The sequence below is a fragment of the Roseibium aggregatum IAM 12614 genome, from assembly GCF_000168975.1.
In the GTDB taxonomy this organism is placed as follows: domain Bacteria; phylum Pseudomonadota; class Alphaproteobacteria; order Rhizobiales; family Stappiaceae; genus Roseibium; species Roseibium aggregatum.
Genome location: NZ_AAUW01000007.1, coordinates 50,020 through 74,167 on the forward strand (window position 1 = coordinate 50,020; position 24,148 = coordinate 74,167).

Annotated in this window: 23 protein-coding genes; 17 read left to right on the plus strand and 6 right to left on the minus strand. The window is 57.7% G+C overall.

The window, feature by feature from the left end:
- Positions 1-120 precede the first annotated feature (120 nt).
- The 7 genes from SIAM614_RS10880 to SIAM614_RS10910 all read left to right on the plus strand — a co-directional run bounded on the left by SIAM614_RS10880 (position 121) and on the right by SIAM614_RS10910 (position 6,960).
- A complete protein-coding gene (locus SIAM614_RS10880) occupies positions 121-1,200 on the plus strand; it encodes a D-alanyl-D-alanine carboxypeptidase family protein (RefSeq protein WP_208983956.1) in 1,080 nt (359 codons plus the stop codon).
- 74 nt (positions 1,201-1,274) lie between these two features.
- Positions 1,275-1,961: a dTMP kinase gene (tmk, locus tag SIAM614_RS10885; RefSeq protein WP_040439954.1), complete on the plus strand. Its 687-nt coding sequence runs from the start codon at positions 1,275-1,277 to the stop codon at positions 1,959-1,961.
- Positions 1,961-3,022: a DNA polymerase III subunit delta' gene (locus SIAM614_RS10890; RefSeq protein ID WP_006934469.1), complete on the plus strand. Its 1,062-nt coding sequence runs from the start codon at positions 1,961-1,963 to the stop codon at positions 3,020-3,022. The genes tmk and SIAM614_RS10890 overlap by 1 nt, the downstream gene beginning before the upstream one ends.
- 149 nt (positions 3,023-3,171) lie before the next feature.
- The gene (locus tag SIAM614_RS10895) at positions 3,172-3,978 is read left to right on the plus strand and encodes a TatD family hydrolase (protein WP_006934471.1); all 807 of its coding nucleotides are present in this window, start codon (positions 3,172-3,174) and stop codon (positions 3,976-3,978) included.
- On the plus strand, positions 3,975-4,817 hold the full coding sequence (locus tag SIAM614_RS10900; protein WP_006934473.1) for an MBL fold metallo-hydrolase: 843 nt from the start codon (positions 3,975-3,977) through the stop codon (positions 4,815-4,817). Before SIAM614_RS10895 ends, SIAM614_RS10900 begins: the two co-directional genes overlap by 4 nt.
- Entirely contained in the window at positions 4,807-5,328 is a 522-nt protein-coding gene (locus tag SIAM614_RS10905) for a regulatory protein RecX (protein ID WP_006934475.1), read from the plus strand. The genes SIAM614_RS10900 and SIAM614_RS10905 overlap by 11 nt, the downstream gene beginning before the upstream one ends.
- Before the next feature lie 240 nt (positions 5,329-5,568).
- The gene (locus SIAM614_RS10910; protein ID WP_040439957.1) at positions 5,569-6,960 is read left to right on the plus strand and encodes an ISNCY family transposase; all 1,392 of its coding nucleotides are present in this window, start codon (positions 5,569-5,571) and stop codon (positions 6,958-6,960) included.
- 4 nt (positions 6,961-6,964) lie between these two features.
- Here SIAM614_RS10910 and SIAM614_RS10915 read toward each other — a convergent pair whose 3' ends face one another.
- Positions 6,965-7,693 (minus strand): hypothetical protein, encoded by a 729-nt coding sequence (locus SIAM614_RS10915; protein ID WP_006934491.1) that lies wholly within the window; start codon positions 7,691-7,693, stop codon positions 6,965-6,967.
- A gap of 314 nt (positions 7,694-8,007) precedes the next feature.
- Between SIAM614_RS10915 and SIAM614_RS10920 the strand changes: the two genes are divergently transcribed.
- Positions 8,008-9,432 (plus strand): ISNCY family transposase, encoded by a 1,425-nt coding sequence (locus SIAM614_RS10920; RefSeq protein ID WP_040439895.1) that lies wholly within the window; start codon positions 8,008-8,010, stop codon positions 9,430-9,432.
- A gap of 284 nt (positions 9,433-9,716) precedes the next feature.
- On the opposite strand, the gene SIAM614_RS10925 is transcribed toward SIAM614_RS10920, so the two are convergent.
- Positions 9,717-10,259 carry an AAA family ATPase gene (locus SIAM614_RS10925; RefSeq protein ID WP_040439896.1) on the minus strand — a complete coding sequence of 181 codons (543 nt, stop codon included), beginning with the start codon at positions 10,257-10,259 and terminating at the stop codon, positions 9,717-9,719.
- A gap of 98 nt (positions 10,260-10,357) precedes the next feature.
- Positions 10,358-11,221, minus strand: a complete 864-nt coding sequence (locus SIAM614_RS10930) for an aminoglycoside phosphotransferase family protein (protein WP_157139797.1) — start codon at positions 11,219-11,221, stop codon at positions 10,358-10,360.
- Positions 11,222-11,427: 206 nt separating this feature from the next.
- Here SIAM614_RS10930 and SIAM614_RS10935 point away from each other — a divergent pair, with 206 nt between their 5' ends.
- Complete coding sequence (locus SIAM614_RS10935) at positions 11,428-11,928, plus strand: GNAT family N-acetyltransferase (RefSeq protein ID WP_006934499.1); 501 nt, start codon at positions 11,428-11,430, stop codon at positions 11,926-11,928.
- 88 nt (positions 11,929-12,016) lie between these two features.
- Here SIAM614_RS10935 and SIAM614_RS10940 read toward each other — a convergent pair whose 3' ends face one another.
- Positions 12,017-12,838, minus strand: coding sequence for a class I SAM-dependent methyltransferase (locus SIAM614_RS10940; protein WP_006934503.1), 822 nt, complete (start codon positions 12,836-12,838; stop codon positions 12,017-12,019).
- A gap of 264 nt (positions 12,839-13,102) precedes the next feature.
- On the opposite strand from SIAM614_RS10940, the gene SIAM614_RS10945 reads away from it, so the two are divergent.
- A complete protein-coding gene (locus SIAM614_RS10945) occupies positions 13,103-14,179 on the plus strand; it encodes a D-alanine--D-alanine ligase family protein (protein ID WP_006934504.1) in 1,077 nt (358 codons plus the stop codon).
- Positions 14,180-14,331: 152 nt separating this feature from the next.
- On the opposite strand, the gene arfB is transcribed toward SIAM614_RS10945, so the two are convergent.
- Entirely contained in the window at positions 14,332-14,793 is a 462-nt protein-coding gene (arfB, locus tag SIAM614_RS10950; protein ID WP_006934505.1) for an alternative ribosome rescue aminoacyl-tRNA hydrolase ArfB, read from the minus strand.
- A complete protein-coding gene (locus SIAM614_RS10955) occupies positions 14,790-15,470 on the minus strand; it encodes a TetR family transcriptional regulator C-terminal domain-containing protein (protein ID WP_006934506.1) in 681 nt (226 codons plus the stop codon). Before SIAM614_RS10955 ends, arfB begins: the two co-directional genes overlap by 4 nt.
- Positions 15,471-15,951: 481 nt before the next feature.
- On the opposite strand from SIAM614_RS10955, the gene SIAM614_RS10960 reads away from it, so the two are divergent.
- From SIAM614_RS10960 to SIAM614_RS10990, 7 genes are all read left to right on the plus strand, one after another.
- Positions 15,952-17,280: an aspartate aminotransferase family protein gene (locus tag SIAM614_RS10960; protein WP_006934507.1), complete on the plus strand. Its 1,329-nt coding sequence runs from the start codon at positions 15,952-15,954 to the stop codon at positions 17,278-17,280.
- A gap of 59 nt (positions 17,281-17,339) precedes the next feature.
- Complete coding sequence (locus SIAM614_RS10965) at positions 17,340-18,596, plus strand: Zn-dependent hydrolase (RefSeq protein ID WP_006934508.1); 1,257 nt, start codon at positions 17,340-17,342, stop codon at positions 18,594-18,596.
- Between the two features lie 100 nt (positions 18,597-18,696).
- On the plus strand, positions 18,697-19,467 hold the full coding sequence (locus SIAM614_RS10970; protein ID WP_006934509.1) for an endo alpha-1,4 polygalactosaminidase: 771 nt from the start codon (positions 18,697-18,699) through the stop codon (positions 19,465-19,467).
- Between the two features lie 68 nt (positions 19,468-19,535).
- The gene (gene hydA / locus SIAM614_RS10975; protein ID WP_006934510.1) at positions 19,536-20,993 is read left to right on the plus strand and encodes a dihydropyrimidinase; all 1,458 of its coding nucleotides are present in this window, start codon (positions 19,536-19,538) and stop codon (positions 20,991-20,993) included.
- 121 nt (positions 20,994-21,114) lie between these two features.
- Entirely contained in the window at positions 21,115-21,921 is an 807-nt protein-coding gene (locus SIAM614_RS10980) for an ABC transporter ATP-binding protein (RefSeq protein ID WP_050789371.1), read from the plus strand.
- A 153-nt stretch (positions 21,922-22,074) separates the two neighbouring features.
- Complete coding sequence (locus SIAM614_RS10985; protein WP_006934512.1) at positions 22,075-22,965, plus strand: ABC transporter permease; 891 nt, start codon at positions 22,075-22,077, stop codon at positions 22,963-22,965.
- Positions 22,962-24,107: an ABC transporter permease gene (locus SIAM614_RS10990; RefSeq protein WP_006934513.1), complete on the plus strand. Its 1,146-nt coding sequence runs from the start codon at positions 22,962-22,964 to the stop codon at positions 24,105-24,107. Before SIAM614_RS10985 ends, SIAM614_RS10990 begins: the two co-directional genes overlap by 4 nt.
- Positions 24,108-24,148: the final 41 nt, after the last annotated feature.

The following is a 24,148-nucleotide window of genomic DNA, read 5'->3' on the forward strand; positions in this document are numbered from 1 at the left end:
TCCGCACATTCTGTATCCGGCTTTCTAAAAGCGTCCCATCGTCTGTTGAGGCGAGGGGCGCTTTTTTCGTTCCTGGTCGTCGCATCCATTGCAGGACCCGCGCAGGCGGCCGAAACCATCGTGACCAAAGCTCCGATGGCTTTTCTCTATGAACCCGCGTCTGGCACCATCCTGTTTGCAAAGGAACCGGACCGTCCGTTCTCTCCTGGAGCTCTCGTCAAGGTCATGACAGCAGCGACCGTCTTCAAATCGCTCAAGGACGGTGACCTGAAGCTCGATCAGACCTGCAAGGTCAGCGAGCACGCCTGGCGGACAGGCGGCGCACCGTCAGGACGTGGCGCAACGATGTTCGCCGCCATCAAGTCTGACATTCCGGTTGAAGATTTGCTGAAGGGTCTGCTGGTGCACAACGGCAACGATGCCGCAATCGTGCTGGCCGAATGCCTTGACGGATCAGAAGAAGCCTTTGCGGTGCGCATGACCGAGTTTGCACACGCCATCGGCATGAAGAACAGCCGTTTCGGGAACTCGACCGGATATCCGGAAGTGCCGAGCCAGACGACGGTCCGGGATCAGGCAAGGCTTGCGGAATATATTCTGGAGAGCCACGCCGATCTTTATCCGATGTTCGCAATCCCGGAATTCACCTGGAACAAGATATTCCAGCGCAACAAGAACCCCTTGCTTGGTGAAATCCGGAACCTCGACGGTCTGGGCGGCGGCAACGATGCTGAAGCCGGGTACTCCGGCCTTGGGTCTGTCGACAGGAACGGCCGCAGGGTAATAGCCGCAGTTGCCGGTCTGTCGTCGGACAAGCACCGGCTACAGACGCTCAAGGAAGTCATCGAAGGCGCCTGGGAATATTTCACCGTCCAGACGTTGTTTTCAGCAGGCGATGTTGTTGCCGACGGCCGTGTTTTTGGCGGCATTTCCGCAAGTGTGCCACTGGTTTCCGAAGAGGGTGTCAACGTGCTGCTACCGCTTGGCGGCACACTGGACTACCGGATTCGGGTCATCTACAACGGCCCGCTTGCCGCGCCCGTTCAGGCCGGAGAGAAAGTTGGCGAAATCCGCGTGATAGGCAAGGACGGCATCGTCTATCGTTCTCCCCTTGTAACCGGGGGCACGGTCGCGGAAGGCACCATGATCGGCCGCGCTCTTGACGGCCTGCAGGAACTTCTGTTCGGCTGGATCGGCTAAACGGTCCACAACGATTGCATTTGCTGTTAAAGCCGGTGACAAAGACCAACAAGAACAAGCGGAGCCGGGAACGGGTGTCAGGACATTTCATCACCTTTGAAGGCGGCGAGGGCGCCGGCAAATCGACACAGATCGCCCGCCTGAAAACCTATCTGGAAGGTATGGGCCAGTCTGTCGTTGTCACGCGGGAACCGGGTGGCTCGCCGGGCGCTGAAAAGATCCGGACAATGCTGCTGTCGGGCGGCGCAAAGGATCTCGGGCCGCGTGGGGAGGCAATGCTGTTTGCCGCTGCACGGGCTGACCATGTCGATACAACGATCAAACCGGCGCTGGAGCGCGGTGACTGGGTTCTTTGTGACCGATACGCTGATTCGACCTGGGTCTATCAAGGCGAAGCGGGTGTCGACCGCGAGTATCTGAAGCTGCTGGAAACGGCTGCGGTTGCCGGCGTTTATCCTGACCTGACAATCCTGATCGACGTACCGGTAGAAATCGGACTTGGCCGGGTGGCCGAACGGTCCCGCACGGACAACAGCGGCGGACCGGACCGGTTCGAGGACGAAGACCTGAAGGTTCATCAGCGCAGACGCGAGCTGTTTCTGGAACTCGCAAAAATCGAATCCTTCCGATTTGCGGTCATCGACGGATCGAAGGGTCTTGATGAAGTCGCCGCCGCCATCCGGGAGGCCGTGCAGAAAACCTTCTCCAACGATCTGCCCCAGGCAAAGTCCACAACCAGCATTCCTGCAGAGGCGCATTGATGGCCCGTGCCAATGAACCGATCGACATTCCCGAGGTCGACGCCCTTCCGGGATATCCATTGCCGCACGAACGCGATCGACTGATCGGGCACGCCAAGACCGAACAGGCTCTGCTGGAGGCTTACAGGTCCGAACGGCTTCACCATGCCTGGATCCTCGGCGGGCCGAAGGGCATCGGCAAGGCGACGCTCGCCTTTCGCTTTGCACGTTTCGTAATCGCCAATCCCGACAGGTTCGGGCCGGAAGTCGCCTCAGCGCGGGATCTTGCCGTCATGCAGGACCATCCCGTTGCCCGGCAGCTCAAGGCAGGCGGACATCCGAATGTCCTGCATCTTCGGCGCCCCTGGGACGACAAGTCGAAACGGTTCAAGGCCGACCTGCCAGTGGACGAGGTTCGCAGAACCGTTTCCTTCTTCGGAACCACAGCATCCGCAAAGGCGTGGCGGATATGCATCGTTGACGCCGCGGACGACATGAACATCAGTTCCGCCAACGCTCTTTTGAAGATCCTGGAAGAACCGCCGCAAAGGTGTCTGTTTCTGGTTTTGAGCCATGCGCCCGGGCGTCTTTTGCCGACCATCCGGTCCAGATGCCGGAGGCTCGATCTCGATCCGTTGACCGAAGAGGAAGTCGCCCAGGGCCTGCAGGACCTGTCAGGCGGTTCGGTTGCCTCGTCGGATGACCTTCGCGAACTGGCATTGACGGCAGACGGCAGCCTTCGCTCTGCAATCACTTTGCTCTCCGGCGATGGTCTGGCCATTGCCAAAGGCGTTCGTCAGCTTGCCGACCGGCCGCACCAGCTTGATCTGGCTGCAGTTCATGCACTGGCGGATCTGGTTGCCGCGCGTGGCCAATCCGACAACTGGGAAAGCTTCCAGCACATCATGCAGATCTGGCTGCATGACCGCATGCGCCGGAACCTTGCAAATGGCGTTCGAGATGCACACGGCATCGTCGAACTCTGGGAAAAGATGAACAAGGCGATCCGGGACGCGGACGCACTCAATCTCGACAAGAAACAGGTCGTGCTGGATTTCTTCTTCGCACTGCGCGCCGCCTGACGGCCGCAACGCGTCTCAGGATTGCGCCAGAACAAGACGAAAATCACCGCAACCAGCCGTTCGTGACTTGGGTCAGATCCGATTCTCTTGTTAAAAGGCGGCTGAAGCACCTATATGCGCCTTACCAATCAAAGACATCCGGATCCCAAATGCTCGTCGACAGCCACTGCCATCTCGATTTCCCTGATTTTGACGGCGAACGCGCCGACCTGATCGCCCGGGCCAAAGCAGCCGGTGTGGAGCTGATGGTGACCATCTGCACCCATATCCGCAAATTCGACCAGGTGCGTGCAATCGCAGAAGAGTTCGAGGAAGTCTATTGCTCGGTCGGAACCCATCCCCACAACGCCGGGACGGAACGTGGCATAACAGCCGACGAGATCGTGCAATTGACGAACCACCCCAAAGTGGTGGCGATTGGCGAAGCGGGCCTGGACTATTTCTACGACAAGGCACCGCGAGATGCACAGGCAGAGGGTCTGCGCATCCATATCGAGGCGGCACGGCGCACAGGCTTGCCGCTTGTCATTCATTCACGCGACGCAGATGACGACATGGCCGCCATCTTAAGAGAAGAAACGGGGAAGGGGGCTTTCCCTGCCCTTTTGCACTGCTTCTCGTCCGGCCGCGATCTGGCACTCACGGGTATCGAACTTGGCCTTTATGTTTCCTTTTCCGGAATCCTGACATTCAAGCGCTCTGAAGAGATCCGCGACATCGCTCGCGACCTTCCGGCCGACCGTTTGCTTGTGGAAACAGACGCGCCTTATCTCGCCCCGCAACCGAAACGGGGCAAGCGGAACGAACCGGCCTATACAGCCATGACCGCAGCGGTTCTGGCGGAAACACGCGGTGTCTCAGAAGAAGAGATCGCCCGGCAAACCACAGACAATTTCTTCCGCCTTTTCAACAAGGTGCCCCGTCAGAACCAGCAGACAAAAGCGATTGCTTCATGACATTGACGCTGACCATTCTCGGATGCGGTTCGTCCGGAGGCGTGCCGCGCGTCGGCAACGATTGGGGCGACTGTGATCCTACCGAGCCAAAGAACCGGCGTGGCCGGTGTGCGCTTCTTGTGGAAAAGCGTGTGGATAACAAGTGCACAACGGTGTTGATTGACAGCGGGCCCGACATCAGGTCGCAGTTGCTGGTCGCCAACGTCGAGCACCTGGATGCGGTTCTATACACCCATTCCCATGCCGATCATTTGCACGGCATTGACGACTTGCGGGCCTTCTGGGTCCAGTCCGGCAAAAGAGTTCCGGTCTACATGGATGACGCAACCGCTGCGCGGGCCCTCACGGCATTCAGCTATTGTTTCGAAACGCCGCCAGGGTCCAACTATCCACCCATTCTTGAGCGGCATGATCTTCAGCCGGGCACACCCGTGACGATCAATGGAGACGGTGGCGCAATCACGTTCGAACCCTTCGAGGTCGTCCATGGAGAAATCAATGCCCTCGGGTTTCGAATTGGTGACACTGCCTATATTCCAGATGTTTCAGACATTCCGGAAAACAGCCTCAACCAATTGAAAGACCTTGATATTTTGATCCTGGACTGCCTGCGCCGCAGGCCGCATCCGAGCCATTTTTGCCTGGCGGAAGCGCTCACCTGGACACGTAAAATTGCACCAGCGCGTGCCGTTTTCACCAATCTTCACAACGACTTGGACTACCATGTTCTGTCCGCCGAACTGCCTGAAACCATAGAGCCGGCCTATGATGGAATGATTTTGACTGCAGAAATTGCCGGCACTGGCAAAGAAACCGTTCTGTCGACAGATGGCTGGTAAGCCGCGATACAAACCACCGACCGAAGACCGGCTGATCAAGTCTGCGCTTCATTATCTGGAACGCTATGCAACATCAGCGGCCAATCTCCGCAAGGTTCTCGAACGCAAGGTTATGAAAGCCTGTATGAGCCTTGATCTCGAACCGGCAGACTATTCGGATCAGATCGACGCCGTCGTTGAAAAATGCGTTCAGACAGGTCTCGTCAACGACAAAACCTATGCGGAAACCAAAACCGCCGGTCTGCGGCGGCGGGGTGGATCAACCCGTAAAATCGAAGCGCAGCTCGCTGCCAAGGGTGTCGACAAAACCACAATCCAGACCGTCTTGGAGCAGGACGAAAACAGTGACCAAGACGCTGCACGGATCTTTGCAAGACGCAGACGTCTTGGACCATTCAGAACAACACCAGCACGCGACGACCGCCGCGAAAAAGATCTGGCAGCCTTGTGCCGCGCCGGATTTTCCTACGAGATCGCGCGTAAGGTGATCGACGGATCCGAAGATGACTGAGCTGTGCCACAGAACAGAAGATCGCGCAAAAAAACGATGCGCTTTCTAAAGCTGTCCTCAAGCGTCAACCGAATGCTGCGGCTAACACACTGACAAACCGCGACAAACCTACTCTAGTAAATTTGTTCCATAATATTGATTATGCGAATTACATGTGTAAGCGCCGGACTAAAATGTCTCACATATGCAATTCAAAAATGTCACGCTTCCCGCGTCCTTCAGGTTATCGGGAGCATGGACATGGGATGGGTTTTGATGAGTGAGCGTGATTTGAATCGGGTCGAGATCCTGGCGCAGGTCGAAGATGGCCACGTTGGCGTCACGACGGCGGCCAACCTGATGAACATGTCGAGACGGCACGTCTATCGTCTGCTGGACCGGTTCCGGTCCGAAGGTCCTGGCGGGATCCGTCACCGGGCTCGTGGCCGCCGCCCGAACAACGCCATCCATCCCGCCAAGCGTGAGTATGCGATGACAATGGTGCGAGAGCGCTATGAGGACTTCGGACCGACGCTGGCGGCTGAGATGCTTCTGGAACATCACGGTTTCAAGGTCGGCCGGGAGACGCTGCGCCAGTGGATGATCGAGGACGGCCTGTGGCTGTCCCGCAAGCAACGCCGGCGGTTTCATCAACCACGATTGCGCCGGGAATGTTTCGGCGAGCTGGTACAGATCGATGGTAGTGAGCACCGCTGGTTTGAGGACAGAGGCGATCCCTGCACGCTGCTGGTTTTTATTGATGATGCGACCAGTACCTTGATGGAATTACGCTTTGTGCGATCAGAAAGCGCCTTCAGCTATTTCGAGGCACTGGACTCCTATCTGACCCATCACGGCCGACCTGTTGCGTTCTACTCCGACAAGCATTCGGTGTTCAGGGTCAACAAGTCGGAGGTCAAAGGAGGCCAAGGCATGACCCAGTTCGGCCGGGCCTTGTCGGAGCTCAACATCGAGATTCTGTGCGCCAATTCCAGCCAGGCCAAGGGCCGCGTCGAGCGGGCCAACCGCACCCTTCAGGACCGTTTGGTCAAGGCCCTGAGGCTGGCTGACATCGGCACGATCGAAGATGCAAACGCGTTCCTGCCAACATTCATCGAGCGCTACAACGCGCAGTTTTCCAAGGTTCCGGCACGGTCTGACAATCTTCATCGGGCGCTGAACGTGGAGCCGGACCGGCTTCAGGATATACTGTGCTGGAAGGAAAAACGCTATGTGACCGCACAACTTGCGGTTTCCTACGAGCGCAAGCGGCTGATCCTGGAAGAGAACGAGGTGACCAGCGCCCTGCCCGGCAAATATGTCGAGACGCGCCAATTTGCTGACGGTTGTCTTGAGGTGCTCTGGAACGGAGTTTCGTTGCCGTTCAAGGTGTTCGACAAAGACCAGCGGGTTTCGCATGCGGCAATTACCGAGAACAAGCGTCTCGGCGATGTCCTGTCCTGGGTGAAGGAACAGCAGGATGCCAACCTGCCTCCGCCGAAGGTCAAGTCGTCGAGCGAGAAAGGCGGCTACAAACGTCGGGGAAAGAGGCGTGGACGGCCGAGCCTGTTTGACGATCCGAAGTACATTGCCAAGCGGCAGAAAAAGGGATCGAAGATTGAGCGGCGGAATGAGGAGACGGACCTCGTTTGAGGCATCAACTCAGGCGGCGACTGCCAACCTCGGGGTCGCTTTCAAGGCGCAGCGATGCCTGCCAGAGAGGTGTTTTGTAGTAGGTACCCTCTTCGAAAAGACCAAGGCCGTTGCGGTCATGGCGTAGAAGACCCAGCCAGCACAAGGGTCTGAGAACGTTAAGGCGGATCATATATTTCCTGTCATTGAAGTCGGGGTCGTATTTGTCCGTTTCTTCCCACCCGTACAGCACGTTCAAAAGATTACTCAAGGAGCAGCCGGCTTCGGCCTCGAGATTGAGTACATTGAGAAAAACGTGCCAAAAGTGATGTAGAGTATCCGTTCGCTCTAAATAAGGTGTGTGGTTGAAGCGGTACAGGTAGACAGGTGCGACGAGGTCGAACAGGTCACGTGGACGCTCTGCGAGACTAACGCCGGCTTTGGTGGCCTTGAGAAGCCCCTTTGACCGTCGCAGCAGTTTGAAGTGCTTGAGCAAGGCGTGTATTGGCCACAAGGGTGGCATATCCTGTTCATTCAGGACCTTGTTGACGACATAGAGTTCCTTGACGGTGTACTCTGGCCAGTTGAAGGCGTCTGCAGCCCAGGTGACGAACTTTCGGTTTAAAGCTCCCGACTGCGTCAGGCCGATGCCCTGGTTGTCATGCGCATAGCACAAGCTTAACGCCATACCTCGAATGAGCGGCGAATACTCGGCGAGATCAATATCTGAGCGCAGGGAGATCATTGGGTCCATGGCATCACGCTAGGGTGCCCAGAAGCTCCAATCAATCCCCTGCCCGCAAGGCTTCCCCGACCTGCGATATGTGGGGTCTCCGGGCGGTCAGCCTTGCTCCTGCCCTGCCCGGTTCACCGCCCTGTTTGTGACCGTTCTGCCCGGCACAAATCGTGACCATTCTCGCTAGTGACAACAACATGTATAGCAGCCATTTAGTAATGCGACACTTGGGCCAGTTAGAGATGCGACACTTCCCGTCCGTCTAACGCTGGTCAATGTCAACGTTGGGAGGAAGACTGGCCCCGACACGCCTGAGTGCTGACGGAGCCGCCATGTCTTTGATCACCATGTCGCAACATGAATTGAACCGGCTGGAAGCCATCCAGAAGATCCGCAATCGAAGATTGAGTGTCGTTGACGCTGCCAGGCTGCTGAGCCTCAGTCGAAGCCAGGTTCATCGTCTCTTGCAGGCTTACGAGCGTGACGGTGCCGCTGGTCTTGTTTCCGGCAAGCGTGGTCGACCCAGCAACCGGCGTCACAGTGAAGAGTTTCGCAATGCCGTCCTTGATCTGGTGCGAGAGCGGTATCACGACTTCGGTCCGACTCTGGCCCGTGAGAAGCTGCTCGAGCTTCATCAGATTGCCGTCGGCAAAGAGACCTTGCGCCAATGGATGACCGAAGCCGGTATTTGGACATCGCGGCGCGAACGCAAGCAGCGGCTCTTTCAGCCACGCGGCCGGCGTGATTGCTTCGGCGAGCTGATCCAGATCGATGGTTCGCATCACTGGTGGTTCGAGAACCGCGGTCCCAAATGTGCCTTGCTCGTCTACATCGACGACGCGACCGGCAAGCTGCTACATCTGCGGTTTGCGTTATCCGAGAACACCTTCGACTACCTCCAGGCAACCAAGGCCTATCTGGAACAATGGGGAAAGCCGCTTGCATTCTACAGCGACAAGCATGGGGTTTTCCGGACTACACATGCATCCGAGACGGACCGGACGAGCGGGCTGACGCAATTCGGCCGTGCGCTTTACGAACTCAACATCGACATCATCTGCGCCAATACCCCGCAGGCCAAAGGCCGGGTCGAGCGCGCCAACCGGACCCTTCAGGACCGGCTGGTGAAGGAACTGCGATTGCGCGGTATCAACATGCTTGAAGAGGCCAACGCTTTCGCACCGGAGTTCATTGCGGATTTCAATGGCCGTTTTGGCAAGGAACCGCGCAATCCCAAGGACATGCACCGGCCCTTGGCTGCTCATGAGAACCTGGATGGTGCAATGTGTCGGAAGGAGGTCCGCACGGTGTCGCAGGCCCTGACGCTGCGCTATGAGAAGGTGATTTTCATTCTGGATCCTACGGATTACGCCAAGACGCTGCCCCGCCAGAAGGTGATCGTCTGTGACTATCCCGATGGCCGCCTGGAGATCGTGCACGAAGGCACCCTTCTGCCATACAGAACCTTCGATACCTTGCGCTCCGTTCACAGAACCAGAGTGGTTGAGAACAAGCGATTGGGCGACATCCTGTCGGTCGTGGCGGCGATGCAGGAAGGCCGGGAGCAGAACCGGCGTCGGCACGGCCCTTCTCGTGCCGGTCAGAAGGATCACATGTTCGGCATCCCGGACGGCAGCGTGAGCAACGGATATCAGAAGCGCGGCCGCAAGCCCGGACGCCGAACGGATTTCACCAACGACCCTGAAGTGAACGCAAGACGGCAGAAAGCGCTCGCTAGGATGCAGGCTGCTGAATAATCCGGATGTGGCATAAACCCGCCCCCTCACCTCCCTTGCAACCCGGCCCAGCCGGTCGGATCGGGTGCTGACCGCTTCAGCGAGCGGCAAAGTCTGAGTGTCGCATTTCTATCGGGCCGACGATGTCGCGTCCCTAATCAGCTTTGACAACATGTGAGCAACCGACCGGATCCGTAAGTTCCCTCAGGCTTAGCGTTGGGAACACGACATCTCCGCCGGTTTTCTCAAATCCGGTGACAGGCTATGCCGACAAAAGACCGAACGCCGAATTTGAACCTCTGCAGTCAGCACAAACGTTTCAGAACGAAGTCCGCACGGCTTTTGACGTCAATCTTTGGCAAAATGATTGTGTGATAACCTAACTGCTCGAAAGCCTCGAGCAAGCGCTGATATTCTGCAAGAGCCTCGTCAAAATGATGCTGACGTTCGCTGTCCGTCTCGTAGATCTCCGGCCAAGGCGGAGTAAGAAAAACCTGGCGATGAAACCGGCCCGTTTTGCTCAGACTATCTGATGCGGCTGTCCCGGTTGCGTGCTCCAGCGCGACGGCTGCATCGATAAGGCCACGGTCGAAAAAGACCCAGCGATCCGCACTGGAAAAACGCTCCCTGTCTCGGGATGACATGTCGATAGCTCGCCGCGCGAAAGCCTCAAGATCGATCCACGGAAGCGCCTTGCCTTCGCCGCGCTGTTCTTCCGCGACAATCCTGCGGCCCGGCTCTGGGACAGTCTGAAAGCCGCGGCTGGCAAGTTCCGCCAAAAGCGTCGATTTTCCTCCACCAGAACATCCGGAAAGAACGACGTGCCGGCTGAAAGTGTAACTTTGCATCAAAATTTCCTGTTGGATAAGATCTGCCCCCACGACATCGAATTGCCGCTCAAAACACGCCTACAAGCCCTTGTTGAACAACGATCATTTATGGGGAGCTATGTGTCATTGCAGATTGCCTGCAAGGCTCTGGCTTGCGTCCCATCGGTGTCGGGACTTGAAAGACCAGACAGGCAAACCAGAGCTTTCCAGAGCGCCCACGCTCTCGCCCTCTGCCAGGTCTGCTTGTCTGTTGCGCAAGCATCTCGGAAGGCTTTTCGGCCCTCGTCCCCGAAATAGGTCCAGGCCATAACGAAGTCACAGGCCGGGTCGCCAATGCCGCAGCATCCGAAATCTATGAGCGCTTTAACGGAGTTATCGGCGACGATGACATTGCCAACCGCAACGTCTCCATGAAACCAGACCGGCCTGTCTGTCCAGGCCGATGTCATACCCTGTTGCCAGATGTCGAGGCATCTCGCCTTGTCGACTTTTCCTTCAAGGATGTCCAGGCTCTGTTGCACTTCGTCTCCATAGACGCTTGGGTGGCACCCTCGATAAAACGAGTGCCTCCCCGCAAGCGGGCCATTCCCTGCCTCGATGGCTCTCAATTCACAAAGAACGCGGCCGAGAGACGTCGCAAACGCCTCCTGATCTACGTCTTCGGCGGATTCCAGGGTTTCTCCGACGATCCAACGCCGGATCGACCAAGGCAGGGGAAAAGCGTCGGACGGCGCACCGACAGCAACCACACTCGGCACTTCTGCAGACAGATGATCGCCGAGAACCGCCAAGGCTTCTGCTTCCTTCCTCACGGCAACGGCATAGGACGCATTGCTCGGCAAGCGCACAGAAAGCGCTTCGCCAAGCCTGAAGGTGACATTGTCCCAGCCCTGCTTCCTGACGGGCTCAATCGGTAAATGGCTCAGATGAGGAAACTGCTGATGAAGGAGCTTCGCCACCGTGTTTTCGTCAATTTCCATTTGCGTTTCCAGCACCGGCATTCAAGACGTCACCTCACGGAAAACCTGGCGGTGCTCCAATGCCCTATGACACGTGCCTCGCGAACATCCTCAAGTTATTGTTCTTGAATTGCAGTTGCATCACACAGCTTGGACTTCGGGAAAGTTGCGCGATGTGACGGGCACAAAGCCGTCCTGCATCGGTAATCATATGATATGTAACGTCCATGTCTGAGACTGATCGCTACGCTTTCCGAAAGGTGACTCCAGCCGATTTTGGTCTGCTGACCGGGTGGCAGTCCCAGCCGCATGTGCGGAAATGGTGGGACACGGTTGAGCCCTACACCGAGCAAAAACTCAAAGACCCGCGGGTAAGACGATGGATTGTCTCTATCGCTGAGCGCCCCTTTGCCTACATTCAGGACTACATGGTCCATGGTTGGGAAGATCATCATTTTTACGAGCTTCCAAAAGGCGCTCGTGGCATCGACCAGTATATTGGAGAGCCTGACCTGACCGGCAATGGTCATGGCCCGGCTTTCATTTCGCAGCACTTGAGGACACTGTTTGAAGAAGGCGCCCCGGTCGTTGCAACCGATCCTCACCCGGATAACTCTCGTGCCATCTCGGCGTACAGGAAGGCAGGATTTCGGGAGTTCGGGCAGCCTCAGGAAACACCTTGGGGCCTGATACGCCCCATGATGATAGGTGCGAAACACTCAGCATAGTGTTTTCCAGAGCCCCCCCTCTCCTCCCGGTCCGTTCCAGGTTGAACTGGCGTTACAAAACGCGTCTGTTGTGTCTGCCGGTACACAATCAGTCGGTTCGTGGCATCTGTCCCTTTGCAGCAACCAGACTGTATGTCATGGGCACCTGAGCCTCGCGGTTTTCATAAAGGTCGTATTCCGGCTCACGAATTGAATGCCCGCATTCTTTCAATTCAATGATTTGCAGCCCGGACACTGCGGCGGCACTGACAATTTCACCGAGTGAATGAATGAACCAATAACCGGTTTCCCCCTTGCCGTGGTTCTTGCCATCGTAACTGATGGCGTCGGATACCGGTTGAGGCCGACGGTCGAAATAACTGAATGCAGGTTCGTATGGCGTCTTGCTGTCCGGATCGAACATTTCGAGAAACGGATGCGTCTCGTAGATCACCAGTGCCCCACCAGGTGTCAGGAGATCGGCCAAAATGCGGAAAAAGCCAATTAGATCAGGCATCCAGTTCAATACACCGATGGTGATAAGGGCCAAATCGTAACTGCCAACATCTTCCGGTAAATCGTAGATATCGGCTTCCAGGAAGCGAGGTGCCAAATCGGCTGCGGCAGCGAGCTGGCGGGCTTGCGCCAGAAACTCACCGGATTGATCAATCCCCAGTACCGGCCGAATGCCAAGGGACGCAAGTGACAACAACTCGCGGGCGTTGTTGCAACCAATTTGAACGGCTGTTTTTCCTCTCGGATCCAAACGTTTCAAAGTCGCTGTCAGGTGCTCGTCCAGCAGGTTGAACCCGGGTTTCGAAGCCTTCTCCAGCAAAAGGTTCCAATGCTCTCCACTGCCGTGAAGCGATGCTGAAGCATTCCAGGCCGCCTTGTTTGCTGAGGTATATGTTTTACGAAGATCGGTTTTCATTTCACGAATTTCTTGAGAAGATTTTTGGTGTCAGAAGGTCTGATTCAAAGACCGTGACAGCATGACTATTGAATCGATTCAAAAGCAACGGATGCGAAACAACCAATACCATACGGTCAACATCCGACATTCATTTCCACCGCGAGCAGCATCCAGCCTGGTAAAATCCTTGCATCAGCGGACGTCAGACTTTGCGGCACCATATTATCGCGCTATCGCTGATGAGAAGTTCAATTTTCTTATGCGATTCTACTGGAGACGTTTTTGGCCCCTCAATCTCAGAAGCTCCGTGTTGCCATCCTCTTCGGTGGCCGCTCTGCCGAACACGAAGTCTCGGTTCTTTCCGCCACCAACGTCATGCATGCGCTTGATCCTTCCAAGTACGATGCCGTGCCCATCTATGTCACCCTGGAGGGGCAATGGCTGGTGAGCCGGTTTGAAAATGGAAAGCTGACCCGGCCCTCTACTGGCACTGAAATCTGCCTTGTTCCGGGCGGCATGGGTCGGGTGGTTGCACTGGACGAAGGTGGCCGCTCCCATGATCTTGCAAACCTCGATGCACTGTTTCCGGTTCTCCACGGTCTCCACGGTGAAGATGGCGCGGTTCAAGGGCTTGCTGAGGTGGCACGGGTGCCTCTTGTTGGATGCGGTATTGCCGGGTCGGCGAACGCGCTCGACAAGGATCTGGCCAAACGGCTCCTGATCGAGGCCGGCCTCCCGGCTGCCCGGTCGATAACCATCCACCCGCATGAAGTTCCCGCTTTCGAGACTCTGAAGAAGGACCTTGGCCTGCCGATTTTCATCAAGCCTGCACGGCAGGGCTCCTCGGTGGGTGTCAGCAAGGTTATGACCGCGGCCGACTTTAAGGCCGCCGTACAGGAAGGGTTCAAGCACGACAACAAGCTTCTGGCCGAGGAATTTGTCCTTGGGAGAGAGATCGAGTTTGCGGTTCTGGAAGAATGCGATGGTACGCTGTTTGTCTCCCGGCCTGGAGAAATCGTACCTGCCGAAAGCCACGGCTTTTATACCTACGACGCAAAATATGTCGACGAGGACGGCGCAGCCTTGAAAGTGCCGGCGGAACTGCCCGGCGAGGTAGAGAACCGGATGAAAGATCTCGCGGCAAAAGCCTTTCGGGCGCTCGGTTGCGATGGAATGGCCCGTGTGGATTTTTTCCTGACGCAGGACATGAATGTCCTCATCAACGAACTCAACACCATCCCGGGCTTCACGAATATCAGCATGTACTCCAAAGCGATGGCGGCAAGCGGTATCAACTATCCGGAAATCATCGATCGCCTGATTGCCCATGGCATCGCTCGATCCAGGCGGGATATCTGAGAGACTACCAGCACGCGTTCAAGGCAGAGATAGGCGCTCTATCTTGTCCTAAATGAAATGAAACACGAGCGGATATGAAGCACGTTCAGCAGCGCATATGCATATCTGTTGCAATGAGTGGTGCCGCTGAAGAAGCAATCAGTTCAGGCTTGCTAACCGTCGTAACCCGCTGAACGGCCGCGCATCTTCTTGATCTGGCCACGCTGTTTCTTGGCATCAAGACGGCGTTTTTTGGACCCGAGGGTTGGTTTCGTCGCCTTGCGCGGCTTGGGTTTTTCCGTCGCCTTTCGAAGCAAGTCCAGCAGACGCTCCAGCGCGTCTTCCCGGTTCCGTTCGCGTGTCCGGAACCGGTCTGCCTGCAAGACAATCTCGCCGCCGAGTGTCAACCGGCTTCCGGCAAGCCTTGCAGCCCGCGCCTTGACGTCCTCAGGCAGCGTGTCATTACCAGCAAGGTCAAACCGGAGCTGAACGGCCGTCGACACCTTGTTGACGTTCTGCCCACCTGGCCCGGACGCGCGTATGAAATCTTCGGTGAGATCCTCCTTGAGGATGAACAGCCGTCCGGTCACCGCAATCTTTGATGCAGCATAAGGATCATCAGTCCTGTCGCTCATGCCGCCGAACCGCCTTCAGTTGGCAAACTCAGGCCGACACCGTTCAGGATAAGCGTCGTCACAGCGGTTTCCGTTTCGGCCTGGAAGTCTGCGTCCGAGAGATCCTTTCCGGTCAGCGCCTTTATCTGTACCGAAAAATCGGCGTAATGCTGCGTGGTCGCCCAGATCGTGAAAATGAGATGCACGGGATCGACACTGCGCATCTTGCCCGCCGCAATCCAGTCTTCGATCACCTGGCTTTTCTCGGCAACAAGTCGCTTGAGGTCCGTTTGCAGGATCGGCAAAATCTGTGGTGCACCCTGCATCACCTCGTTGGCGAACAGCCGCGATGCCTCTGGAAATCTCGCCGACATCTCAATCTTCTGACGGATATAGGCAGCCAGTTCCTGCGCCGGCTCTCCGTCCGGATTAAGCGTCTTCAGGGGCGCCAGCCACACTTCCAGAATATGAGCCAGTGTCGCGTTGTAGATCGCTTCCTTGGACGAGAAATAATAAAGCAGATTGGACTTGGACATCCCCGCATCCGCGGCAATCCGCTCAACCGTCGCACCGGAAAATCCCTTCATGGAAAACTCGCCGAGAGCGGCCTCCAGAATCAGGGACCGGTTCTTTTCCTGGATCCGGCTCAGTCCGCCTGATTTAAAAGATGCCTGTGATTGCCCGCCCAAATCCGCCATCTACCGTTCCGCTTCCTGCCCCGAAGGATCCCAGCCCTGTTACCAGTTCATATCGGCATAATTTCTTGAAATTAAGCCGCTTCAACGCTTGGCAAGTGCGGCATCGGAAGGAATGACCAGAAATTAGTCATGACGACCGGATTTGCATCTTGACCATTTGGTCAAATCCCTCCTAGGGTAAATTGACCAGATGGTCAGAAGGCTAGTCGATTGATCCGTCCCTCGCAATGGGGATGTCTTGAACAAACGGCAGCCTCCGGCCACTCCATAAATCCGGGCAAACCCGGACAGGCTGCAAGGCCAGACAGAGGATTACGGCGCACGGGAAAGAGGCAAAAGCCCATCCGGAACGCCAGGGAACAGTGTGGGGAGAGGACCAGCGCAGTCAGCACTGCCGTTGACGCAGTGCGCGTGCTATTCCTTCCATCACAAATTAGCAACAGTCGGCCGCTTCCATCACGAAGGGTCGCAAGGAGGACGTATGTCAGCATCGAGCCAGGCTGCCACCAATAATCTCGAAGCTTTCTGGATGCCGTTCACGGCCAACCGGCAGTTCAAACAGGCCCCGCGCATGTTCGTTTCGGCCAAGGACATGCACTACACCACCGCCGACGGCCGCCAGGTGCTCGACGGCACGGCGGGTCTCTGGTGCTGCAATGCCGGGCACTCTCGGCCCAAGGTGGTTGAAGCGGTCCAGAAGCAGATTGCCGAGCTTGATTATGCGCCCGCTTTTCAGATGGGTCATCCCAAGGCCTTTGAACTGGCAGCCCGTCTCGCGGCGATGATGCCCTCTCCGCTGGATCATGTCTTTTTCACCAACTCCGGGTCGGAAAGTGTCGACACCGCACTGAAGATCGCGCTCGCCTATCAGCGCGCCATCGGTCAGGGCACCCGTACCCGGTTGATTGGCCGCGAGCGCGGGTATCATGGTGTCGGCTTTGGCGGCATCTCGGTCGGCGGCATCGTTTCCAACCGCAAGACCTTCGGCACAATGCTCACCGGCGTTGACCACATGCGCCACACGCACGATCCCGAGCGCAACGCATTCTCCCGCGGCATGCCGGAAAACGGCGCCGAATATGCCGAAGAGCTGATCCGCATCATCCAGCTCCACGACCCGTCGACAATCGCCGCAGTCATCGTCGAACCCGTTGCCGGTTCGACCGGCGTTCTGATTCCGCCGAAGGGGTATCTGGAGCGCCTGCGCGAAATCTGCTCGCAGCACGGCATTCTGCTGATTTTCGATGAGGTCATCACCGGTTTCGGCCGTCTGGGATCGCCATTCGCGACAGATTTCTTCGGCGTCACACCAGATCTCGTCACCACGGCGAAGGGCCTGACCTCCGGCGTCGTTCCCATGGGAGCCGTGTTCTGTACCTCGGACATCTATCATACGTTCATGACCGGTCCGGAACATATTATCGAACTGTTCCACGGCTACACCTACTCCGCGCATCCCCTCGCCTGCGCCGCTGCACTTGCCACGCTCGACACCTATGAGGAAGAAGGCCTGCTGACACGCGCCGCCGACCTTGCACAATACTGGGAAGACGGCCTGCATTCGCTGAAGGATTGTCCGAATGTCATCGACATTCGCAATCTCGGCCTGATTGGCGCAATCGAGCTGACACCGATTGCCGGCGAGCCGACCAAGCGGGCGTTCTCGGCCTTCCTGAAGGCTTATGACGACGGACTGTTGATCCGGACCACCGGCGATATCATCGCCCTGTCCCCGCCCCTGATTATTTCGAAGGAACAGATCGACGAACTGTTCGGCAAGCTGCGCAGCGTGCTGAACGCCATCGACTGATATGCGGGACTGATATCCGGCAAGACCAGAGACAAAGACACGTTTTAGGAGACACAAACATGGCAGCCCCCGGCGAAAACCTGAGGATCAACGCAGAACGCCTCTGGGACAGTCTGATGGAGATGGCCAAGGTCGGCCCGGGTGTTGCCGGCGGTAACAATCGCCAGACCCTGACGGACGCCGACGCCGAGGGCCGCAAGCTGTTCCAGAAATGGTGCGAGGAAGCCGGCATGACCATGGCTGTCGACACCATGGGCAACATGTTCATGACGCGTCCGGGAACAGACCCGGACGCCCTGCCTGTCTATGTCGGCTCCCACCTCGATACACAGCCGACCGGCGGTAAATACGACGGCGTTCTGGGCGTGCTCGGCGGGTTGGAAGTCATCCGCACCATGAATGACCTCGGCATCAAGACAAAGCACCCGATCGTGGTCACCAACTGGACCAACGAGGAAGGCACCCGCTTTGCTCCGGCAATGCTTGCGTCCGGTGTCTTCGCCGGAGTTCACACCCAGGATTGGGCCTATGACCGGACCGACCACGAAGGCCTGAAATTCGGCGATGAACTGAAACGCATCGGCTGGGTTGGTGATGAAGAGGTCGGTGCCCGCAAGACCAAGATGCACGCCATGTTCGAACTGCACATCGAGCAGGGCCCGATCCTGGAAGCCGAAGGCAAGGACATCGGCGTTGTAACCCATGGCCAGGGCCTCTCCTGGACCCAGGTGACGGTTACGGGCAAGGATAGCCATACAGGCTCCACACCTATGCCCATGCGCAAGAATGCCGGCCTCGGCATGGCCCGCATCCTGCAGCTGGTCGACGAGATCGCCTGGTCGCACGCGCCGCATGCGGTTGGCGCTGCCGGTCATATCGACGTTTACCCGAACTCTCGAAACGTGATCCCCGGCAAGGTCGTCTTTACAGTAGATTTCCGCTCTCCCGACATTGCCGTCATCAAGGATATGGAAGACCGCCTGAAGACAGGCGCCCAGAAAATCTGCGACGACATGGGACTGGAGGTCGAGTTCGAAAAAGTCGGAGGGTTCGACCCTGTAGAATTCGACAAGGGGTGCGTCGAAGCCGTCCGCAACGCAGCTGAGCGCCTTGGCTATTCCCACCAGAACATCATTTCCGGTGCCGGACACGACGCCTGCTGGATCAACAAGGTCGCACCGACCGCGATGATCATGTGCCCCTGCGTCGACGGCCTGTCACACAACGAGGCGGAAGAGATCTCCAGGGATTGGGCAAAAGCCGGTGCGGACGTCCTGTTCCATGCGGTCGTCGAGACGGCAGAGATCGTGGAATAACAACAGATCGGCAGACCAGCGTCAGATGACCGCCGATCCTGCCCAGGTACCAAGCTGTCCCGAACAGGTCCCGGGACCAAAACCAAGGAATGGCAAATAGATGCAGGCAAACGGAAAGGCATTGGCAATGTTCTGCGGCCAGTTCTTGGTCGCGGCACCTGCCTGTGCCTTCTCTGTTGGCGACACCTGGGATTGGCAGCTCACCGAACCGGTCGATCTCGACAGACAGGTCAGGGTAATGGACCTGCATCCCGATCTGGTGACATCGGAAGACCTGGCTGCTCTCAGGCAGAGGGGTGTCCGCACCATATGCTACGTCAGCATCGGCACGCTGGAAAAAGGCTCCGCGGATACCAGGGCATTTCCGGACGACGTGCTGGGCAAGACGTATGAGGACTGGCCAGACGAGCGATTTCTGGATGTCCGCCGTCTCGATATCCTGCTTCCGATCATGAAGGCGCGGTTCGAAGCCTGCAAGGACCAGGGTTTCGACGCTATCGAGCCCGACAACATGGACGTTCATGATAACGACAGCGGGTTTCCGATTACCGCGGACGACATCGTTGCCTATGTCGCACGGTTGGCGGCCATCGCACATTCTCTCGATCTCGCCATAGGGCAGAAGAACGTACCCGATCTGACAGCCGACCTGATCGGACACATGGACTTCCTGATCGCCGAAAGCTGTTATCAGGACAAATGGTGCGCGGATGTCGGCGCCTATGTCCGCGAAGACAAACCAATTTTCGATGCTGAGTACACGGACCGGCCAATAGACTTTCCAGAAGCCTGCAAGGCCGCCGCTCAACAGAACATCACCATGATCCTGAAAGACAGGGATCTGACGGCGCCGGTAGAATTTTGTCCGTGAGGCGGGCGACCGCCAAGGTTTCGGGCAATTACCGCCGGGCAAGTGAACAAACCAGAAGGGGACCACAAATGGCCAGCAAAGTGATCAAGGGCGGAACGGTTGTCACCGCCGATCTGTCCTACGAAGCCGATGTGAAAATCGAAGACGGCAGGATTGTCGAAATCGGACCCAACCTGTCCGGCGACGAAACCCTGGATGCGACCGGCTGTTACATCATGCCGGGCGGTATCGATCCGCACACGCACCTGGAAATGCCCTTCATGGGCACCTTCTCTTCAGACAATTTCGACAGCGGTACGCGCGCAGCGCTGGCAGGCGGCACCACCATGGTCGTCGATTTTGCCCTGCCCTCGCCCGGCCAGTCCCTGCTGGAAGCTTTGCAGATGTGGGACAACAAGTCGTCGATGGCCCACTGCGACTATTCCTTCCACATGGCGATCACCTGGTGGGGCGAACAGGTCTTCAATGACATGCAGACCGTCGTCCAGCAAAAGGGCATCAACACCTTCAAGCACTTCATGGCCTACAAGGGCGCGCTGATGGTGAATGATGACGAAATGTTCGCTTCGTTCTCGCGCTGTGCCGAACTCGGCGCTCTGCCGCTGGTACACGCGGAAAACGGCGATGTGGTCGCCACTTTGCAGCAAAAGCTGCTTGCGGAAGGCAACAACGGCCCGGAAGCCCATGCCTATTCCCGTCCGCCGGAAGTGGAAGGCGAAGCCACCAACCGTGCAATCATGATCGCGGACATGGCCGGCGTGCCGGTCTATATCGTTCATACGTCTTCCGAGCAGGCACATGAAGCCATTCGCCGAGCCCGCCAGAATGGCATCCGGGCCTATGGTGAACCGCTTATCCAGCACCTGACGCTCGATGACAGCGAATACAAGCACGCCGATTGGGACCACGCTGCCCGCCGGGTGATGTCGCCTCCCTTCCGCGACAAGAAACACCAGGACAGTCTCTGGGCAGGTCTTGCCTCCGGCTCGCTGCAAGTGGTTGCGACCGACCATTGCGCCTTCACGACTGATCAGAAACGCACCGGTGTCGGCGATTTCACCAAGATCCCGAACGGCACCGGTGGTCTGGAAGACCGCATGCCGATGCTGTGGACCTATGGGGTGAACACTGGCCGGTTGACGCCGAACGAGTTCGTCGCGGTGACTTCAACCAATATCGCAAAGATCCTGAATATCTATCCGAAAAAAGGTGCAATTCTGGTTGGAGCAGATGCGGATCTTGTTGTCTGGGACCCGGAGAAATCCAAAACCATCTCCGCGTCCAGCCAGCAGTCGGCCATCGACTACAACGTCTTCGAAGGCAAGGCCGTCAAAGGGCTGCCGCGCTATACGCTGACCCGTGGCCGCGTGGCCGTGGAAGATGGCACGGTCAATCACAGCCAGGGACACGGCGAGTTCGTCGCGCGCAAACCCTATCAGGCCGTCAACAAGGCGCTTAGCACGTGGAAGGAACTGACGGCACCGCGTAAAGTGGAACGCACCGGCATTCCCGCGAGCGGCGTCTGATCCAATCCGCCCCCGCCCGTCAGACGGGCGGGGGCTTTCAAGAAACGAATGTGTCGAACCGGACGTGACTCGTGCCGCGAGGAACTTGATGACTGCACTTGCCAGCGCAAAGGACACCGAAATGGTGGTAAACAAACAAAGCGCCAGCCCGAACCGGGTGATCGATATCGAGAACCTCTCGCTGACCTTCGAGACCAACGACGGACCGGTTAACGCGCTTTCGGACATCGATCTGAAGATCGAGGAAGGCGATTTCGTTTCCTTCATCGGACCGTCGGGTTGTGGCAAGACCACCTTGCTCAGGGTCATCGCCGATCTTGAAAAACCGACAGCCGGCTCCATCTCGGTCAACGGTGTCTCTCCGGAACAGGCCCGTCTCAACCGGGCTTATGGCTATGTCTTCCAGGCTGCAGCCCTTTACCCCTGGCGAACGATTGCCAAGAATGTCGCGTTGCCACTCGAAATCATGGGGCTTTCGAAAGCCGAGCAGCAACAGCGCATTTCCCGCAACATGGAGCTGGTGAACCTGACCGGCTTTGAAAAGAAGTATCCCTGGCAGCTCTCCGGCGGCATGCAGCAGCGCGCGTCCATCGCCCGTGCCCTTGCGGTCGAGCCGGATCTGCTCCTGATGGACGAGCCATTCGGCGCTCTCGACGAGATCGTCCGTGACCACCTCAACGAGCAACTCCTGCAGCTCTGGGCCAAGACCAACAAGACCGTGGTTTTCGTTACCCACTCGATCCCCGAGGCCGTGTTCCTGTCGACAAAGATCGTCGTGCTGTGTCCTCGCCCCGGGCGTATCTACGACGTGATCGAAAGCGACCTTCCGCGCGAACGCAGTCTTGATATCCGCGAAACGCCAGAGTTCCTCAAGGTCGCACACCGGGTCCGCGAAGGCCTGAAGGCGGGGCACTCCTATGAAGACTAGAAGGAACCGACCTGCGACATTTGTAGACCTCGCGCCCGACCAAGCACTCCATGTCTTTGATGGGTCTCACAGCCAGGTCTGGGCAATGCCTGAGCGCCACAACGGGAAAGGCACGGATACATGACCGACGCCTCTCTATCACAGACCCGTAGCATGAACCCCTTTGCCGGCCTGATGTCCGGCACCATCGGCCCGGTCACCGTGGTGGTGCTGGCCATCATAGCGCTTTGGTACATCTCCGCCGTCGCACTCAACACGCAGTTCCAGCAGGACATATACGCGCGCGCCGGACAAAGCGATGTCAGCTTTTCACAGCTTGTCACGGACACGCTTTTCCAGGAACGCCCGGTCCTGCCTGCACCGCACCAGGTGCTCGTCGAAATCTGGGACACGACGGTCAACAAGAAGATCACATCCAAACGGTCGCTGGTCTACCATACCGGCATCACGCTCTCCTCAACGCTCCTCGGGTTTCTGATCGGCACAACGCTCGGCATTCTCCTGGCGATTGGCATCGTGCATTCACGTGTGCTCGACAAGTCATTGATGCCGTGGGTGATTTCCTCGCAGACCATCCCCATTCTCGCCATCGCCCCCATGATCATCGTGGTCCTGAACGCGGTCGGCATCTCCGGCTTGCTGCCGAAAGCCATGATTTCCACCTACCTGTCCTTTTTCCCCGTCACGGTTGGCATGGTGAAAGGATTGCGGTCGCCGGAAGTCATCCACATGGACCTGATGCACACCTATTCGGCAACGCGCATCCAGGCCTTCTGGAAATTGCGCCTGCCCTATGCGGTCCCCTATCTTTTCACCTCCATGAAAATCGGCATGGCGGCCTCCCTTGTTGGCGCCATCGTCGGTGAATTGCCGACAGGTGCCGTTGCCGGTCTCGGCGCGCGACTGCTTGCCGGGTCCTACTATGGCCAGACCGTGCAGATCTGGTCGGCCCTTCTGATGGCCGCCTTCCTGGCAGGGTCTCTGGTTGCGCTGATTGGCGTGATCGAAAAGCGCACGCTGAAACGCATGGGGATGGCCGGATGAGCACCATGACAGAGAAAAAAAGCCGCCTGGATATGCCGGCTCTGTTGGCCTGGTTCATCGTCGCCATGGTGGTCGTCGGCCTGTTCAGCCCGATCTTTGGCCCTGACTACGGCGTCATGGACGTTCCACGGCTCGCCCTTTGCCTCGTTATCCTGGCGATTGCCGGGGTGCGCTACGAGCTTGGCTTCATGCGCAATCCCCTGGGCGATATTATCCTGGGTATCGTCACCGCGATCGCCGCCTGGCTTCTGATCGCGACCTCTTCCCAACATGCCGGACAAGCCACGCTCGGTTTCTGGGCTCTTGTAGCGGCAACCTGGGCGGCGTCCTGGCTGTTCGTCGAACGGCTTGCCACGTGGCGCCACCTGTCGCCACTCGCGACCAGGCTCATCAATCTCGCCATTCCGGCACTCTTTGGGATTACCCTCCTGGCGCTATGGCAGGTCATCGTGACCGGCGCCGGCATTCCGAAGGTTCTGCTGCCGGCACCTTCCGAAATCTGGGTTCGCCTGACCAATTCCGGTCCAACGCTGTGGGCTGATTTCCGCCAGACGTTCCTGAAGGCCGTTCTGGCCGGCTATGCCATCGGCTGCGGTTCTGCCTTCATCACCGCAATTCTGGTGGACCGGGTGCCGTTCCTGCGCCGGGGCCTGCTGCCGATCGGCAATCTGGTGTCCGCCCTGCCGATCATCGGCGTTGCCCCCATCATGGTGATGTGGTTTGGCTTCGACTGGCCGTCCAAGGCCGCTGTCGTGATCATCATGACCTTCTTCCCGATGCTGGTGAACACCGTCTCTGGTCTCGCCGCGTCAGATGCCATGCAACGCGACCTGATGCGCACCTACGCCTCCAACTACTGGCAGACGCTCTTCAAGCTGCGCTTGCCGATGGCCATGCCCTTCATCTTCAACGCGCTGAAGATCAATTCGACGCTGGCCCTGATCGGGGCCATTGTGGCCGAATTTTTCGGGACGCCAATCGTCGGCATGGGCTTCCGCATTTCCACGGAAGTCGGCCGGATGAACGTTGATATGGTCTGGGCGGAAATCGCCGTCGCGGCCCTCGCCGGCTCGCTCTTCTACGGCCTCGTCGCACTTCTGGAACGCGCAGTCACTTTCTGGCATCCGTCTGTCAGGGGGTGAATTCTCTCTCCACTTGTGATCCTGGATATGCCAAAAGGCGT

What these genes read in the sequence shown, in the direction of transcription:
- SIAM614_RS10890 (WP_006934469.1), top strand. Translation starts at nt 1,961, where the DNA reads ATGGCCCGTGCCAATGAACCGATCGACATTCCCGAGGTCGACGCCCTT.
- SIAM614_RS10895 (WP_006934471.1), top strand. Translation starts at nt 3,172, where the DNA reads ATGCTCGTCGACAGCCACTGCCATCTCGATTTCCCTGATTTTGACGGC.
- SIAM614_RS10900 (WP_006934473.1), top strand. Translation starts at nt 3,975, where the DNA reads ATGACATTGACGCTGACCATTCTCGGATGCGGTTCGTCCGGAGGCGTG.
- SIAM614_RS10905 (WP_006934475.1), top strand. Translation starts at nt 4,807, where the DNA reads ATGGCTGGTAAGCCGCGATACAAACCACCGACCGAAGACCGGCTGATC.
- SIAM614_RS10910 (WP_040439957.1), top strand. Translation starts at nt 5,569, where the DNA reads ATGGGATGGGTTTTGATGAGTGAGCGTGATTTGAATCGGGTCGAGATC.
- SIAM614_RS10915 (WP_006934491.1), bottom strand. Translation starts at nt 7,693, where the DNA reads ATGGACCCAATGATCTCCCTGCGCTCAGATATTGATCTCGCCGAGTAT.
- SIAM614_RS10920 (WP_040439895.1), top strand. Translation starts at nt 8,008, where the DNA reads ATGTCTTTGATCACCATGTCGCAACATGAATTGAACCGGCTGGAAGCC.
- SIAM614_RS10925 (WP_040439896.1), bottom strand. Translation starts at nt 10,259, where the DNA reads ATGCAAAGTTACACTTTCAGCCGGCACGTCGTTCTTTCCGGATGTTCT.
- SIAM614_RS10930 (WP_157139797.1), bottom strand. Translation starts at nt 11,221, where the DNA reads ATGGAAATTGACGAAAACACGGTGGCGAAGCTCCTTCATCAGCAGTTT.
- SIAM614_RS10935 (WP_006934499.1), top strand. Translation starts at nt 11,428, where the DNA reads ATGTCTGAGACTGATCGCTACGCTTTCCGAAAGGTGACTCCAGCCGAT.
- SIAM614_RS10940 (WP_006934503.1), bottom strand. Translation starts at nt 12,838, where the DNA reads ATGAAAACCGATCTTCGTAAAACATATACCTCAGCAAACAAGGCGGCC.
- arfB (WP_006934505.1), bottom strand. Translation starts at nt 14,793, where the DNA reads ATGAGCGACAGGACTGATGATCCTTATGCTGCATCAAAGATTGCGGTG.
- SIAM614_RS10955 (WP_006934506.1), bottom strand. Translation starts at nt 15,470, where the DNA reads ATGGCGGATTTGGGCGGGCAATCACAGGCATCTTTTAAATCAGGCGGA.
- SIAM614_RS10960 (WP_006934507.1), top strand. Translation starts at nt 15,952, where the DNA reads ATGTCAGCATCGAGCCAGGCTGCCACCAATAATCTCGAAGCTTTCTGG.
- SIAM614_RS10965 (WP_006934508.1), top strand. Translation starts at nt 17,340, where the DNA reads ATGGCAGCCCCCGGCGAAAACCTGAGGATCAACGCAGAACGCCTCTGG.
- SIAM614_RS10970 (WP_006934509.1), top strand. Translation starts at nt 18,697, where the DNA reads ATGCAGGCAAACGGAAAGGCATTGGCAATGTTCTGCGGCCAGTTCTTG.
- hydA (WP_006934510.1), top strand. Translation starts at nt 19,536, where the DNA reads ATGGCCAGCAAAGTGATCAAGGGCGGAACGGTTGTCACCGCCGATCTG.
- SIAM614_RS10980 (WP_050789371.1), top strand. Translation starts at nt 21,115, where the DNA reads ATGGTGGTAAACAAACAAAGCGCCAGCCCGAACCGGGTGATCGATATC.
- SIAM614_RS10985 (WP_006934512.1), top strand. Translation starts at nt 22,075, where the DNA reads ATGAACCCCTTTGCCGGCCTGATGTCCGGCACCATCGGCCCGGTCACC.
- SIAM614_RS10990 (WP_006934513.1), top strand. Translation starts at nt 22,962, where the DNA reads ATGAGCACCATGACAGAGAAAAAAAGCCGCCTGGATATGCCGGCTCTG.